Raw genomic sequence first — 14,157 nt, forward strand, 5'->3', positions numbered from 1 at the left:
TTCGAATTCAAAGATTCAAACGTTTGCGTAATCCCTGGACATGCTCCTGCCATTGATTGAGTACGTCTTGCTGAAACGGCGTCGCAGTAAGCGCCCATTGGGCTGAGGCCTCTACAAAACTTTCCAGGGTATTCGGCGCCCCCCACTCAGGTGTCGTCAAACGTTTCTGACAGAATATTCGCCAGCGTTCTTGCTCTACCTGGTTCAACGTGTCGGGAAAGTTGCGTGCGCGATATCGAAACAATAATTCCGGCAAGCGTTCATCATCGAAAGGCCATTGCTCTTGAGCTAATTGCACCGGGTCGACGCTGCGGACTTGTTCACATAGTCGTCGATCACGGTCACCGATAAAACCGTCGTATAACTGTTGTTCAGGGTCTTGGCTGACAGAAAAATCCTCACTGGCGTAAATAGCTGAAACTTTGTCCCGCCAGACTTTCTGCGCGTCACTTAGCCGCAGTGCACGCTGCTGATACAGCGCCATATCCAGACCCAAACGTTGCTGATCTTGCGGGCGCAGTACCGACAGCGGTGCCACTACCGGGCATTTATTGATGTGGATGAGCTTCAGCGGCACCGGCAACTCTCCCTCGGCCAGATCATCGCGGCGCGTGTACAAGCGCTGACGCAGGGCTTCGGCGTCCAGATCGAGCAAGCCCTGGGGGTCGAGATGCAGGTCACAGACAATCAACGCATTCTTGTTGCGCGGGTGCCACGCCAGCGGCAATACCACGCCGACAAAGTTGCGCGCCGCGGAAAAACGTCCGGACACATGCACCATCGGTTGCAGCAGGCGAATCTGATCCAGCACCTTCTGTTTACTGCGTAGCTGAAACAGCCAGTCATACAGCTTCGGCTGCTTTTCCCGGAGCAACCGCGCCAGGGCGATGGTGGCGCGCACGTCCGACAGCGCTTCGTGGGCATTGCCATGATCGATGCCGTTGGCGGCGGTCAGGCGTTCGAGCTTGAGTGTCACCTGACCCTCGTCGTTAGTCGGCCAAACGATGCCATCGGGACGCAAGGCATACGCGGCGCGGACCACATCGATCAGATCCCAGCGACTGTTACCGCCCTGCCATTCCCTTGCGTAAGGGTCAAAAAAGTTGCGGTACAGGCTGTAGCGCGTCATCTCGTCGTCGAAACGCAAGGTGTTGTACCCCGCGCCACAGGTGCCGGGAGCAGCCAGTTGCGCGTGCACCCGGGTCATGAAATCGGCTTCGCTCAGACCGAGTTCTGCCAATTGGCCTGGGGTAATGCCAGTGATCGCACAGGCCGCCGGGTGCGGCAGGATGTCGTCACTGGGCTGGCAATAGAGGTTGACCGGCTCGTCTATTTCATTGAGATCGAAGTCAGTACGCAGCCCCGCCATTTGCAGTGGGCGATCGCAACGGGGGTTGATGCCCGTCGTTTCATAGTCGTACCAGAAGATGGAGGTCACAGGCGTTTCCTGAACTGAAGATCGACGAAGTCTAGGCGTTCATGTCCCGCTCCGGCCAGCAATCTTGTGATTCAAACATCTCTGGTTACTCACCGGGCAATACATAGTTATGTCGTTTCCCCCGACGAGGCTGCTAGCATCGGGTGACGAGACATCCCGATCAGGCCACATCATCAGGTTGCCCATGCTCGAGACCACAGCACTGCCAAGGAAAGCGACGCTGTCCCCGCCACTGGATACGCGGTATCAGGTCGAAACGCCGGAAGGCATCGACTTGCCTCTGCGCCCGGCCGGGTTGATGGTTCGTGCATTGGCGTTCGCCATCGATCTGGCGCTGCGCGGGTTGATCCTCGGCCTGCTGTTCATTGTGTTGGCGATGCTGGGGAAACTTGGCGCGGGGCTGGGTTCGTTGCTGATCTTCGCCGTGAGCTGGTGGTACATGGTGCTGTTCGAAGTCCTCAACCAGGGCCGCTCGCCGGGCAAGCAGTGGATGGGCTTGCGGGTGGTGCAGGACGACGGCACACCGATTGGCTGGTCCGCGTCGTTGCTGCGAAACCTGTTGCGCTTCGTCGACCTGCTGCCGTTCGGCTACTTCCTCGGGGCCATCAGTTGCCTGCAACATCCCAGCTTCAAGCGCCTCGGCGACATCGCCGCCGGCACGCTGGTGATCTATCGCGAACAACCGCTCACCCGCCCGCAACTGCCGCCCGCCGAACCGCGTCGCCCGGCATTTACCCTGACCCTGACCGAGCAACGCGCCATCCTCGGTTTCGCCGAGCGCCAGGCTGAACTCTCCCCCGCCAGGGTCAATGAACTGGCATCGATCCTTGCGCAACCGTTGCAGGTTCCGGCGCCACACGCCGTGGCCGAACTCAACGGCATCGCCCGCGGCCTGTTGGGGCCGGCATGAAGCAAGGTCTTTTCGAACACCGGCACATGGCCGAATGGGAGCAATTCACCCTGCTGCTGGAAAGACTGGAGCGGAACAAGGACGCCACGGGTGTCGACAGTTTTCCCGGCGACTACCGGCGCATTTGCCAACACCTGGCGTTGGCTCGCGAACGCGGCTACAGCAGTTTCCTCATCGACTCGTTGCAGCAACAAGTCCTGCGCGGGCATCAACAGCTCTATCGGCATCGCAGCCGATTGGGCGCCAACGCGCTGGCTTTCATCCTCGCGGATTTCCCGCGACTGGTACGCGAACAGTGGCGCTTCGTACTCGCCGCCAGCCTGATGTTTTTCGGCAGCCTGATCGGCTTTGCCTTGCTGGTCTATCTGTTCCCCGACCTGATCTACAACCTGATTCCGGCCGAACAGGTCAGTGAAATGCAGGGCATGTACGACCCGCAGGCCGGTCACCTCGGGCGCTCGGCGGAGCGAGCTGCCAGTGAAGACTGGGTGATGTTCGGCTACTACATCATGCATAACATCGGGATCGCTTTTCAGACCTTCGCCAGCGGTTTGCTGTTTGGCCTGGGCAGTGCGTTTTTCCTGTTCTTCAACGGTTTGACGATCGGCGCGGTGGCCGGGCATCTGACGCAAATCGGCTACGGGCAAACCTTCTGGTCTTTTGTAATCGGCCATGGTGCCTTCGAACTGACCGCCATTGCCTTGGCCGGTGCCGCCGGCCTGCAATTGGGTTGGGCATTGATCGCACCGGGACGCCTGACCCGTGCCGAGGCCTTGCGTTTGGCGGCGCGAAAAAGTGTGTTGCTGATTTGCGGGGTCATGCTGTTTCTACTGATTGCCGCGTTTATCGAAGCCTATTGGTCGTCAATGACGGCACCGACGCCCATGACCAAATATCTCGTCGGCGCGCTGCTCTGGCTGTTGGTCGCGGCTTATCTGCTGTTTGCCGGACGGGTGCGTTATGCGCCTGAGTGACGCCAGTGTGGTGATCCGCCCGCGCCCGACCTGGGAAGCCATGGACCTCGGGGTGCTCTTGAGCCAGCGTCATCGGCGCCTGCTGATGACCAGTTGGGCCATCGTGACCTTGCCGTTTTTTGCGCTGCTGTCCTGGCTGCTGTGGGAATCACCGTCCGTCGCGGTGTTCATCTTCTGGTGGCTAAAACCGGCATTCGAACGCCTGCCGCTGTACATCCTGTCCAAGGCCATGTTTGGTGAAACACCCACGCTGAAGCAGGCGCTTGTGCAATGGCCGCAGTTGCTCAAGCCGCAACTTCTGGCGAGCCTGACCTGGCGACGCTTGAGTATGAGCCGCAGCTTCCTGCTGCCGGTGGTGCAACTCGAAGGGCTGAGCGGTGAGGCGCGCCAGCAGCGTATGCAGGTGTTGTTGCAACGGGACGCTGGCGCGGCGCGGTGGTTGACGCTGATTGGTGTGCACCTGGAAACCGCACTGTGGGTCGGCTTGATGGTGCTGTTCTATCTGCTGCTGCCGCAACAGGTGGCCCTCGACTGGAGCTGGCAGTCGCTGATGACCGCCGCCACTCAGGACTGGCGCTGGCTGGAACACCTGACCAACGTCTTTTATGCCCTGGTGCTGGTGGTTTGGGAGCCGATCTACGTGGCCTGCGGCTTCAGCCTTTATCTGAACCGGCGCACGGTGCTGGAAGCCTGGGACATCGAGCTGGTGTTCCGCCGCATGCGCCAGCGTTTGAACGGCACCACCATTGCGCTGCTGCTGGCGGCGATTCTGTTGCTGCCGTCCACGCCAAGTGTCTGGGCCGCCGAACCGGTGATTACCCCTGACAGCCCGCGCCTGTTGGAACAGCCACTGACCAGCCAGGCGTCCCGAGACAGCATCAAGGCGATCCTCGATCAGCCACCGTTCAAGAACAAGGAAACCGTCACCCGCTATCGATTCGGCGAGGACAAAACCAGCGCCCAAACCCCGGACGACGACAAGATCCCGCAGTGGCTCAAAGCGCTGTTCGAGCTGTTTGACAGCCAACGCTTCGGCGCCGTGGCCACGCTGATCGAGGCCTTGCTGTGGGGCACCGTGATCGGCGCCATCGGTCTGTTGATCTGGCGTTATCGCGACTGGCTGCAAGCCTTCGTCAGCCGTCGCCCAGGCCCGGGCAAAAAAGCCTCGCGACCGATGCCGCAACAGGCGTTCGGCCTGGACCTCAACCGCGAAACCTTGCCCGCCGACATCGCCGCCAGCGCTGAAGGTCTCTGGGAGACTCACCCACGGGAAGCGCTCGGGTTGCTCTATCGCGCCCTGCTCAGCCACTTGCTGCATGACTTTGACCTCACCTTGAAAGAGGCCGATACCGAAGGCCAGGTGCTGGAACGGGTCGAGCAATTGCAACAACCGGCCTTGCTGGCCTTCAGCCGAAACCTGACCGGGCACTGGCAGAACATGGCCTACGGGCATCGTTTGCCGCCGGCGCATTCGCAGCAGGAACTGTGCAACGGCTGGCGAGCCTTGTTCGGTCCGGGAGCGGCGCATTGAACCGGCGCGCCTGGCCGGTGGTGCTCGGCATTTCAATCGCCGTGCTGCTGGCCGCATTGAGTGTTTATCTGTATCTGAAAGCCACGCCCTACCCGGCCGAAATCGATCACGGCCCCGCCCCCGAAGCGCAGGCCAATCCATACCTGGCCGCCGAACACTTCCTGCGCAAGCAGGGCCTGGTCGTCAGTCATGCCAACGGCCTCGATATCCTGCCCAGTCTGGATCCGCATCAGCACAGCCTGTTGTTGCTGGGGGATCGCTACAACATGACGCCGCGACAAATTGATCAAGTGATGAACTGGACCCGCGCTGGCGGGCGCCTGCTGTTTGTCGCCCAATCGCTGTGGGATGAAAAGACCGGGCAAAGCAATGACCTGCTGCTCGACCGGGTACAACTGCACCAATCCTTGAGCAAAGACCTCAAGGATCCACCGACCGCTGTCGACAACGATCCCTACCCGAAACTGACCAAGCTGTACCTGGAGAACGAGGACGCGCCGGCCTACGCCAGCTTCGATACCGCGTTCCATCTCGAAGACCCGAAAAACCTCGCCCAGGCCTGGGCCAACAGTGGCAAGGCCACGCACATGATGCAGCTCAACCACGGGCTCGGTTCGATCATCGTGGTGACCGACGCCGACCTGTGGAAAACTCCGGTGATCGGCCAGTACGACAATGCCTGGCTGCTCTGGTATTTGACGGCGGACACCAGCGTGACGCTGCTGTACGACACCGATCACGACAGCCTGTGGACATTGTTGCTGCGCCATTTCCCCCAGGCACTGGTCGCCTTGATTGCCCTGATCGGCCTGGCGTTGTGGCATGTCGGTGTGCGCCACGGGCCATTGCAGGAACCGGCGCCGAAAGCACGCCGGCAATTGCAGGAGCACCTGCGTGCGACTGCCGACTTCATGTTGCGGCGCAACGGTCAGCACAGCCTGCTGCAATCGCTGCAACAAGACATTCTGCGCCGGGTCCGACGACGTCATCCCGGTTATGACCAACTCGGCGTCGCCGAACAATGGCTGGTGCTTGCGCGCCTGACCGGCCAACCCACACGCGCTATCAGCCAGGCCATGAGCCCGCGACCGAAGCAGCGACTGTCCAGCGCTGAGTTCAGCCGTCAGGTCGCCCATCTGCAAACCTTGAGGAACGCCTTATGAGTGAAGCGATCGAGCCCGACGCTCCCAGCCATGCCGCGCAGCAACGCCAGCGCGCCAGTCAGTTGGCGCAAGCGATACGCGGCGAACTGCAAAAAGCCGTGATCGGCCAGAACACGGTCATCGACGATGTGCTCACCGCATTGATTGCCGGTGGCCATGTGCTGCTCGAAGGTGTGCCGGGACTGGGCAAGACCTTGCTGGTGCGGGCGCTGGCGCGCTGCTTCGGTGGCGAATTCGCGCGTATCCAGTTCACCCCTGACCTGATGCCCAGCGACGTCACCGGACATGCGGTGTACGACTTGCAGACCGAGCAATTCAAACTGCGCAAAGGTCCGCTGTTCACCAATCTGTTGCTGGCCGACGAGATCAACCGCGCGCCGGCAAAAACCCAGGCTGCATTGCTCGAAGCCATGCAGGAACGGCAAGTCACTCTTGAAGGACGCGCCCTGCCCATTGCGCAACCGTTCATGGTGCTCGCCACGCAAAACCCCATCGAACAGGAAGGCACTTACCCGCTGCCGGAAGCCGAGCTGGATCGCTTCATGCTCAAGGTGCGCATGGACTATCCCGACGCCGAGCAGGAATTGAACATGGTGCGTCAGGTCAGTCGCTCGACCCGTGCCGACATGCTCGATGTGCAGCCGCTGCGCACGGTGTTGCAGGCCAAGGATGTGCTGGCCTTGCAACGCATCGCCAGTGATTTGCCGCTGGATGATCAGGTGCTCGATTACGCCGTTCGCCTGGCTCGCACCACCCGCAGCTGGCCGGGCCTGACACTCGGTGCCGGGCCTCGGGCTTCCATTGCGCTAGTACGTTGCGCACGGGCGCGGGCTTTGTTGCGCGGTGGCGAGTTCGTGGTTCCGGATGACATAAAAGGCTGCGCACTGGCGGTGCTGCGTCATCGCGTGCGCATCGCGCCGGAACTGGATATCGAAGGGCTGGAGGTCGATCAGGTGTTGCGGCAATTACTCGATCAAGTCGCGGCGCCGCGCCTGTGAAACCCAGCCGGCTGTTGCTGCTCTGGCTCGCCTTGCTGCTGGCCATCGGCATTGCGCTGGGTGCTTTGCAGGCGCTGGAATTTGCGCTGCCGTCGTACCTTTCGCGGATCAATTGGGGTTTGCTGCTGGCGCTGCTGGCCCTGGCGGTACTCGATGCCATCCGTCTCAAACGCTTGCCCTCACCGCGTCTGCAACGGCATATGCCCGGCAGCCTGGCCCTGGGTCGCTGGAGTGAAGTACGACTGGAGCTTGAGCACGATTTTGCGCAACCACTGGACTTGCAACTCTTCGACCATGTGCCGGACGGCCTGAGTTTCGAACACCTGCCGCTGAGGGTGCAATTACAACCCGGCCAGCGCAGCTTCAGCAGCTATCGTCTGCGTCCGCTCAAACGCGGGCACTTCAGTTTTGAACACTGCGAGGTCAACCTGCCGGGCCCGTTGGGCCTGTGGTCCGACAAACGCTTGCTGAGCGTGACTGACCACACTCGTGTCTTTCCCGACTTCGCCCACCTTTATGGTGGCCAATTATTGGCTGTGGATAACTGGCTCAGTCAGCTCGGCGTACGCCAGCATCAACGCCGTGGCCAAGGGCTGGAATTTCATCAATTGCGCGAGTTTCGCGAGGGCGACAGCCTGCGCCAGATCGACTGGAAAGCCACCGCCCGCCAACGTACGCCGATTGCCAGGGAGTATCAGGATGAGCGCGACCAGCAGATCATCTTCATGCTCGACTGCGGCCGGCGCATGCGCAGCCAGGACACAGAGCTGGCGCATTTCGATCACGCGCTCAATGCCTGCCTGCTGTTGAGCTACGTCGCACTGCGTCAGGGAGATGCAGTGGGGTTCAGCACCTTTGCCAGCGATCAACCACGCTACCTCGCCCCGGTCAAAGGCAGCGGGCAACTCAACGTCTTGCTCAATACGGTCTACGATCTGAACAGCAGCCAACGCAGCGCTGACTACCAAGCCGCCATCACTCAACTGCTTGCTCGACAAAAACGCCGGGCGCTGGTGGTGCTGATGACCAACCTGCGCGATGAGGACGATGAAGAATTGCTGACAGCCGTCAAACGCCTGAGCAAACAGCATCGGGTGCTGGTCGCGAGCCTGCGCGAAGACGTACTCGACAATCTGCGGGAAACACCCGTGCAGACTTTGCCCGAAGCCCTGGCCTATTGCGGCACGGTGAATTACTTGAATGCACGGGTCGAACTCCATGAGCGGTTAAGCGCTCATGGCGTGCCGGTGCTGGATGCGCGGCCCGGGGAATTGGGCACGCAATTGGTCACGCAGTATTTGAGCTGGAAGCGAAGCGGCAGCGTTTAAGATCAAAAGATCGCAGCCTGCGGCAGCTCCTACAGGTGCAAGCATTTCAAATGTGGGAGCTGCCGCAGGCTGCGATCTTTTGATTGTCAGGCTGAAGCCGGCAACGGCTGAAAGCTGAAATACTGCTTCAACGCCTCCACCAGTTGTCCATATTCCGGCGGTGCCCGTTGCAGGGTAAACCCGGCGTCATAGTGGTGAGGCGTTGCGTCTTCGTGGCACCACAGACAACACGCCCGCAAGTCGATGACCTGTTGGCCGCCATCGCCGACGGGGATCTTCAGGCGCAAGCCGAAATCCGCGCCGATCATCATCGGCAACTGACTGATAAGCATCAGTCCGTCTTCAGAGACATTGCCCAGATAGCCAATGGGTTTGTCAGTGATGCTGTTGAACACTTTCAGAAAATACGGCAGTTGATGCCGCTCGATCCGGCGGTCAGTGAACATGCTGAATTCGCTACGCAAGGCCCTTAAGCAGGGCCGCACTAATGCTTCGGAACAGGTCTGACTGTTGTTGCCATAAAGACAAAGCGACCTGCTCTCCCCGATCCTGGTGCGACAGTCCGCGAAACCGCTGCCGCTTACTCCTGCCGATCACAGGTGTTACCTCGGTTTAGAGGCACGGCTCTAAAACCGGTTTATTCGACTATAGCTCACCGCCGCCGGTCGGCCAGCTATTGAATGACAACCAGCATCAGAACTGCGTCGGGCGTACCGCTGCGGCACTGCGGGTCGGGTAATGACCCAGGCTCTGCAAGGTTTCCAGGCGGGCGCGAGCGCGGTAGGCGTATTCGCTTTGCGGGTATGAAGCGATGATGAACTGGTAAGTCTGCGCGGCATCGATGAACATTTTCTGCCGTTCCAGGCACTGGCCGCGCATCATCGACACTTCCGGCCAGACATAAGGCCGCGCCCGGCTGGCGCGCTCGACCTTGGACAGTTCGAGCATGACCTGCTCGCAGTTGCCCCGGTCATAGGCGCTGTAGGCAAGGTTCAAATGATGGTTCATGGAAAATCGGGTGCAGCCCGTGACGCTGAGGGCGCTGATGGCAAGGGCGGCAATGAGCACGAATCGCATGGGGGATCTCCTGTCTTGAACGCTGTATCGACCCGCGGGCGGAAATCTTCAGGCTGCCGGTGCAAAGTTGTAGTGTTCAATAAAGAAAGCATTAAGTAGTGCAAACGAACAATGACTACAACTTCGGACCATAGTAGCCTCACTCAGCGCTTGAACTCAGGAGTCTTTGCATGTCCGTCCGTCGTACCAAAATCGTCGCTACCCTTGGCCCGGCCAGTAACTCGCCGGAAGTTCTCGAACAGCTGATTCTGGCTGGCCTGGACGTCGCCCGCCTGAACTTCTCCCACGGCACCCCCGACGAGCACAAGGCTCGCGCGAAGCTGGTGCGTGACCTGGCCGCCAAGCACGGTCGCTTCGTCGCCCTGCTGGGTGACCTGCAAGGCCCGAAAATCCGTATCGCCAAATTCGCCAACAAGAAGATCGAGCTGAAGATCGGTGACAAGTTCACCTTCTCCACCAGCCATCCTCTGACCGAAGGCAACCAGCAAGTGGTCGGCATCGACTACCCGGATCTGGTCAAGGACTGCGGTGTGGGCGACGAGCTGCTGCTCGACGACGGCCGCGTAGTCATGCGCGTCGATACCGCCACGGCCACCGAACTGAACTGCACCGTGACCATCGGCGGCCCGCTGTCCGACCATAAAGGCATCAACCGTCGCGGTGGCGGCCTGACCGCTCCGGCCCTGACTGAAAAAGACAAGGCCGACATCAAGCTCGCTGCGGAAATGGAAGTCGACTACCTCGCGGTCTCTTTCCCGCGTGACGCCGCCGACATGGAATACGCCCGTCAACTGCGCGACGAAGCCGGCGGCACTGCCTGGCTGGTGGCGAAGATCGAACGCGCTGAAGCCGTAGCCGACGACGAAACCCTCGACGGCCTGATCCAGGCTTCCGACGCGGTGATGGTTGCCCGTGGTGACCTGGGCGTGGAAATCGGCGACGCCGAACTGGTGGGCATTCAGAAGAAGATCATTCTGCACGCACGCCGCCACAACAAGGCTGTGATCGTGGCGACCCAGATGATGGAGTCGATGATCCAGAACCCGATGCCGACCCGCGCCGAAGTGTCCGACGTGGCCAACGCCGTGCTCGACTACACCGACGCCGTGATGTTGTCTGCCGAATCCGCTGCCGGTCTGTATCCGCTGGAAGCCGTGCAAGCGATGGCGCGTATCTGCGTCGGCGCTGAAAAGCACCCGACCGGCAAGACCTCCAGCCATCGCATCGGCAAGGAGTTCACCCGCTGCGACGAGAGCATTGCGCTGGCGACCATGTACACCGCCAACCACTTCCCGGGCGTTAAAGCGATCATCGCATTGACCGAAAGCGGCTACACCCCGCTGATCATGTCGCGCATCCGTTCTTCGGTGCCGATCTATGCGTATTCGCCGCACCGCGAAACCCAGGCGCGCGCAGCAATGTTCCGTGGCGTGTACACCATTCCGTTCGACCCGGCCTCGCTGGAGCCACACGAAGTCAGCCAAAAGGCGATCGACGAGCTGGTCAAGCGCGGCGTCGTGGAAAAAGGCGACTGGGTCATCCTGACCAAGGGCGACAGCTACCACACCACCGGTGGCACCAACGGCATGAAAATCCTGCACGTTGGCGACCCGATGGTCTGAGTGACCGGTTGCTGAAAAACAAAAGCCCCGCCATGTGAATGGCGGGGCTTTTTGTTTTGATCCTGCATGTGTGTCGTCTGATCTGGCCCCATCGCGAGCAAGCTCGGCTCCTACAGGTTTTGTGTTGGAGGCCAGTTTTGTGAACAACACCAATCACTGTGGGAGCGGGGCTTGCCCGCGATGAGGCCAGCCCTGACACAACACAATCAATGCCGTTTGATAAACCCGGTCAACGCCGCCAACGCCTCAGGCGAACGCAACCGCTGAGTGAACAACGCACCCTCTTCCTCGATCACCTTACGAATCAACTCCCGATCCGGCGCCTTCATTAATTGCTTGCTGATGCGCACCGCTTCCGGCGGCAGTGACTCAAAACGCAAAGCCATCTCCCGCGCCCTGGCCAACGCCTCTTCGCCACTGCCCAAGGCCTCCGACGCGATGCCCCACGCGGCCGCTTGTTCACCATTGAACCCTTCGCCGAGCAGCAACAACTCAGCCGCTTTAGCCTGCCCGAGCAAATGCGGCAGGATCAGGCTGGAACCAAATTCCGGGCATAAGCCAAGGTTGACGAACGGCATGCGCAAACGTGCGTCACGGCTGACGTAGACCAGATCACAATGCAGCAACAACGTCGTGCCGATGCCCACTGCCGCACCGGCCACGGCGGCGATCACCGGTTTGCGGCATTCGAGCAGGTTGAGCATGAACTGGAACACCGGGCTGTCGAGATTGCCCGGTGGTTGCTGGATGAAATCGGCGATGTCGTTGCCGGCGGTGAAGCACTCGCTGGAGCCGGTGATCAGCACGGCGTTGATTTCGGGATCGGTGTCGGCCTGTTTCAACGCCTCGGCCAAGTGACTGTACATGGCGCGGGTCAGGGCGTTTTTCTTTTCCGGGCGATTGAGGCGCAGGGTCAGCAGGCCGCGTTCGCGTTCAATCTGGATGGCATCGGTCATGGTCGTCTCGCGTCTGAAAAATCAGCGCTCAACCACGAGGCAGGAACACATCGGCCAGCAGTTGATTGCGCGGCAGCCCCGCCAGATACAGGCGCCGGGCAAAGGCGTCGACGCTGTCGGGGGCTCCGCAGAGTAAGGCCAGGGTTTGCCGGGAAACAAGCCGCAGTTGCGCCAAAGCCGCGGGCAGCTCGGCCGGGGTCCAGAGCTCAATGTTCAGGTTTGTGCGGCTCGCGGCCATGGCTTGCAGGGGCTTGGCCAGATAATGCTCATCGGCATCATGGGCCAGGTGAATGACGCGTATCTCGCCCTGGTGATCCTGGCGCAAGGCCTCACGCAGCACACCAAACAACGGCCCCAAACCGGTGCCCGCGGCCATCAACCAAAGCGGCCGGGTGTGCCAGTCCGGGTCGTAGTGCAACGCCCCGCCGCGTAATTCGCCGAGGCGGATCGGATCGCCGATGTTCAGTTGCCGGGCTGCGTCGCTGAACTCCCCCGGCAGGCGACAATCAAGGTGAAATTCGAGAAAGCGATCGTCTTCCGGCAGGCTGGCGAGGGAGTATGGCCGCGCCACGTTCCCCGCCCACAGCACCAGATGCTGGCCGGCGCTGTAGCGCAATGGCCGCTGCGGGGTCAGGCGCATGCGCAACACGCTGGGGCTCAACCAGTCGACCGCCGCGACCTCGGCCGGGCGACCATCCTGCTGCGGGTCGAAGGTGTGGACCTGCAAATCCTCGATCACCTGACACTGGCACGCCAGGCGCCAGCCTTGCTGACGTTGCTCCGCGCTCAGGGCATCGGGGCGACTGTCGCTCGGCAGTCCTTGCACGCACTGCACCAGGCAGGCATGGCAACTGCCGGCGCGACAGCTATAAGGCACCGCCACGCCGTTCTGATTCAGGGCATCGAGCAGATTGCTGCCCGCCGCCACTGACCAGTGGCGCTCGCCGACGCGTAATTCAGGCATCAACGTTTTCCCACGCCGCCGCGCAACGATTGCGGCCGTCGCGCTTGGCGCGATAGAGCGCCTGATCGGCCCGCTGCAAGGCGTCGTCGAGGTCATCGCCGAGTTCCAGCAGGGTCATGCCGGCGGACAGGCTGAGATTGCCGACATTCAGGCCGATCAACTCGACATCGGTGAAGGCGATGCGCAGCCGTTCACAGCACGAGGTCAGGCTTTCGGCATCGCAATCGGGCAGCAACACCACGAATTCTTCGCCACCGTAACGGGCCAGCACATCACCCTCGCGCAGACAGGCGCTGGCCACGCCGGCAAAGGCTTGCAGCACCTGATCGCCAGCAGCATGACCGTGCAGGTCGTTGATGCGTTTGAAGTGATCGAGGTCGATCAGTGCCAGGCCATGCACCACACCGGCGTCCATGGCGTTAAGTTCACGGGAGGCCAGCCGGAGGAAATGTCGGCGATTGAACAGTCCGGTCAGTTCGTCGGTGGCGACGAGATCTTCGAGCTGGCGCATCATCCCGCGCAGCGTGTCCTGGTGTGCCTGCAACGCGAAGCGGCGTTGCCGCATGCGATGGCGCGAGGCCTGGACATAACCGGCATAGAGCACCAGCCAGACCAGCACGATCAACAGCACGCACACCTGCAACGCCGCCAGCGCCGGGTCGGGCAACTGGAAGTGGTAGCCCTCCCACAGCGTGATCGCGCTGAAACTGAAGAACACCAGCAACGCGCAGCGCAGGAAAGCGCGCCGGGACAAATGGAACAGCCCGAACAGCAGAATCAGTACATAGAAAACCAGGAACGCACCGCGCGCGTCCTCCAGATGGGCAATCAACCAGGTTTGCCAACCCAGCCCCAGCAATACCTGGGCTTCGGTCAGGCTCGGGTCGGCAAAGCGCAGGTTGCAGCCGGAATAGAACACCGCGAACAGCGCCGCCTGGCTGATCACCACCAGCGCGCTGCCGATGGCCACGCCTGTCAGCGAGTCCTGATAGTGACCGGTAAAAAACGCCAGCCACAGCAATAGCAATGCCAAGGCATAAGTGCCGGCCGCGAGGGCAAAACGTTTGAGTAGCAGTCGCTGGATGGCGTTATGGGTCAATCGTTGACTCACCGAATGAAAGGAGACTGACAGAGCGTCCTACTCTACAGACCGTATGTCACTTTAGTGGCGTGGCCGATAAATGACCATTCAATTT

Annotated in this window: 13 protein-coding genes; 7 read left to right on the plus strand and 6 right to left on the minus strand. The window is 60.9% G+C overall.

From position 1 onward, the window contains the following. Positions 1–7: 7 nt before the first annotated feature. Entirely contained in the window at positions 8–1,438 is a 1,431-nt protein-coding gene (sbcB, locus tag ACM110_RS01285; RefSeq protein ID WP_416126238.1) for an exodeoxyribonuclease I, read from the minus strand. 184 nt (positions 1,439–1,622) lie between these two features. Here sbcB and ACM110_RS01290 point away from each other — a divergent pair, with 184 nt between their 5' ends. The 6 genes from ACM110_RS01290 to ACM110_RS01315 are packed head-to-tail and all read left to right on the plus strand — an operon-like array spanning position 1,623 to position 8,342. Further along, complete coding sequence (locus ACM110_RS01290; RefSeq protein WP_416126239.1) at positions 1,623–2,348, plus strand: RDD family protein; 726 nt, start codon at positions 1,623–1,625, stop codon at positions 2,346–2,348. Beyond that, positions 2,345–3,322: a stage II sporulation protein M gene (locus tag ACM110_RS01295; RefSeq protein WP_416126240.1), complete on the plus strand. Its 978-nt coding sequence runs from the start codon at positions 2,345–2,347 to the stop codon at positions 3,320–3,322. Before ACM110_RS01290 ends, ACM110_RS01295 begins: the two co-directional genes overlap by 4 nt. Beyond that, on the plus strand, positions 3,309–4,853 hold the full coding sequence (locus ACM110_RS01300) for a DUF4129 domain-containing protein (RefSeq protein ID WP_416126241.1): 1,545 nt from the start codon (positions 3,309–3,311) through the stop codon (positions 4,851–4,853). Before ACM110_RS01295 ends, ACM110_RS01300 begins: the two co-directional genes overlap by 14 nt. Then, on the plus strand, positions 4,850–6,016 hold the full coding sequence (locus ACM110_RS01305) for a DUF4350 domain-containing protein (protein ID WP_416126242.1): 1,167 nt from the start codon (positions 4,850–4,852) through the stop codon (positions 6,014–6,016). The genes ACM110_RS01300 and ACM110_RS01305 overlap by 4 nt, the downstream gene beginning before the upstream one ends. Next, complete coding sequence (locus ACM110_RS01310; RefSeq protein WP_338582668.1) at positions 6,013–7,014, plus strand: MoxR family ATPase; 1,002 nt, start codon at positions 6,013–6,015, stop codon at positions 7,012–7,014. The genes ACM110_RS01305 and ACM110_RS01310 overlap by 4 nt, the downstream gene beginning before the upstream one ends. Further along, positions 7,011–8,342, plus strand: coding sequence for a DUF58 domain-containing protein (locus tag ACM110_RS01315; protein ID WP_416126243.1), 1,332 nt, complete (start codon positions 7,011–7,013; stop codon positions 8,340–8,342). Before ACM110_RS01310 ends, ACM110_RS01315 begins: the two co-directional genes overlap by 4 nt. Before the next feature lie 86 nt (positions 8,343–8,428). Here ACM110_RS01315 and ACM110_RS01320 read toward each other — a convergent pair whose 3' ends face one another. Further along, the gene (locus tag ACM110_RS01320; protein ID WP_338582671.1) at positions 8,429–8,788 is read right to left on the minus strand and encodes a PilZ domain-containing protein; all 360 of its coding nucleotides are present in this window, start codon (positions 8,786–8,788) and stop codon (positions 8,429–8,431) included. A gap of 247 nt (positions 8,789–9,035) precedes the next feature. Then, a complete protein-coding gene (locus tag ACM110_RS01325) occupies positions 9,036–9,419 on the minus strand; it encodes a tetratricopeptide repeat protein (RefSeq protein ID WP_338582672.1) in 384 nt (127 codons plus the stop codon). A gap of 170 nt (positions 9,420–9,589) precedes the next feature. Between ACM110_RS01325 and pyk the strand changes: the two genes are divergently transcribed. Beyond that, positions 9,590–11,041, plus strand: a complete 1,452-nt coding sequence (gene pyk, locus ACM110_RS01330) for a pyruvate kinase (protein WP_338582673.1) — start codon at positions 9,590–9,592, stop codon at positions 11,039–11,041. A 206-nt stretch (positions 11,042–11,247) separates the two neighbouring features. Here pyk and ACM110_RS01335 read toward each other — a convergent pair whose 3' ends face one another. The 3 genes from ACM110_RS01335 to ACM110_RS01345 are packed head-to-tail and all read right to left on the minus strand — an operon-like array spanning position 11,248 to position 14,060. After that, positions 11,248–11,997 carry an enoyl-CoA hydratase-related protein gene (locus ACM110_RS01335; protein WP_416126244.1) on the minus strand — a complete coding sequence of 250 codons (750 nt, stop codon included), beginning with the start codon at positions 11,995–11,997 and terminating at the stop codon, positions 11,248–11,250. 28 nt (positions 11,998–12,025) lie between these two features. After that, complete coding sequence (locus ACM110_RS01340; RefSeq protein ID WP_416126245.1) at positions 12,026–12,961, minus strand: iron-sulfur-binding ferredoxin reductase; 936 nt, start codon at positions 12,959–12,961, stop codon at positions 12,026–12,028. Next, positions 12,954–14,060, minus strand: coding sequence for a diguanylate cyclase domain-containing protein (locus tag ACM110_RS01345; protein ID WP_416126246.1), 1,107 nt, complete (start codon positions 14,058–14,060; stop codon positions 12,954–12,956). Before ACM110_RS01345 ends, ACM110_RS01340 begins: the two co-directional genes overlap by 8 nt. Between the last annotated feature and the right edge of the window lie 97 nt (positions 14,061–14,157).

It is taken from the genome of Pseudomonas sp. NFX98 (assembly GCF_047784845.1).
Lineage (GTDB): Bacteria > Pseudomonadota > Gammaproteobacteria > Pseudomonadales > Pseudomonadaceae > Aquipseudomonas.

Excerpts from the sequence above, each read along its gene's own strand:
- pyk (WP_338582673.1), top strand. The coding sequence starts at position 9,590 with ATGTCCGTCCGTCGTACCAAAATCGTCGCTACCCTTGGCCCGGCCAGT.
- ACM110_RS01300 (WP_416126241.1), top strand. The coding sequence starts at position 3,309 with ATGCGCCTGAGTGACGCCAGTGTGGTGATCCGCCCGCGCCCGACCTGG.
- ACM110_RS01295 (WP_416126240.1), top strand. The coding sequence starts at position 2,345 with ATGAAGCAAGGTCTTTTCGAACACCGGCACATGGCCGAATGGGAGCAA.
- ACM110_RS01340 (WP_416126245.1), bottom strand. The coding sequence starts at position 12,961 with ATGCCTGAATTACGCGTCGGCGAGCGCCACTGGTCAGTGGCGGCGGGC.
- ACM110_RS01320 (WP_338582671.1), bottom strand. The coding sequence starts at position 8,788 with ATGTTCACTGACCGCCGGATCGAGCGGCATCAACTGCCGTATTTTCTG.
- ACM110_RS01325 (WP_338582672.1), bottom strand. The coding sequence starts at position 9,419 with ATGCGATTCGTGCTCATTGCCGCCCTTGCCATCAGCGCCCTCAGCGTC.
- ACM110_RS01335 (WP_416126244.1), bottom strand. The coding sequence starts at position 11,997 with ATGACCGATGCCATCCAGATTGAACGCGAACGCGGCCTGCTGACCCTG.
- ACM110_RS01310 (WP_338582668.1), top strand. The coding sequence starts at position 6,013 with ATGAGTGAAGCGATCGAGCCCGACGCTCCCAGCCATGCCGCGCAGCAA.
- ACM110_RS01290 (WP_416126239.1), top strand. The coding sequence starts at position 1,623 with ATGCTCGAGACCACAGCACTGCCAAGGAAAGCGACGCTGTCCCCGCCA.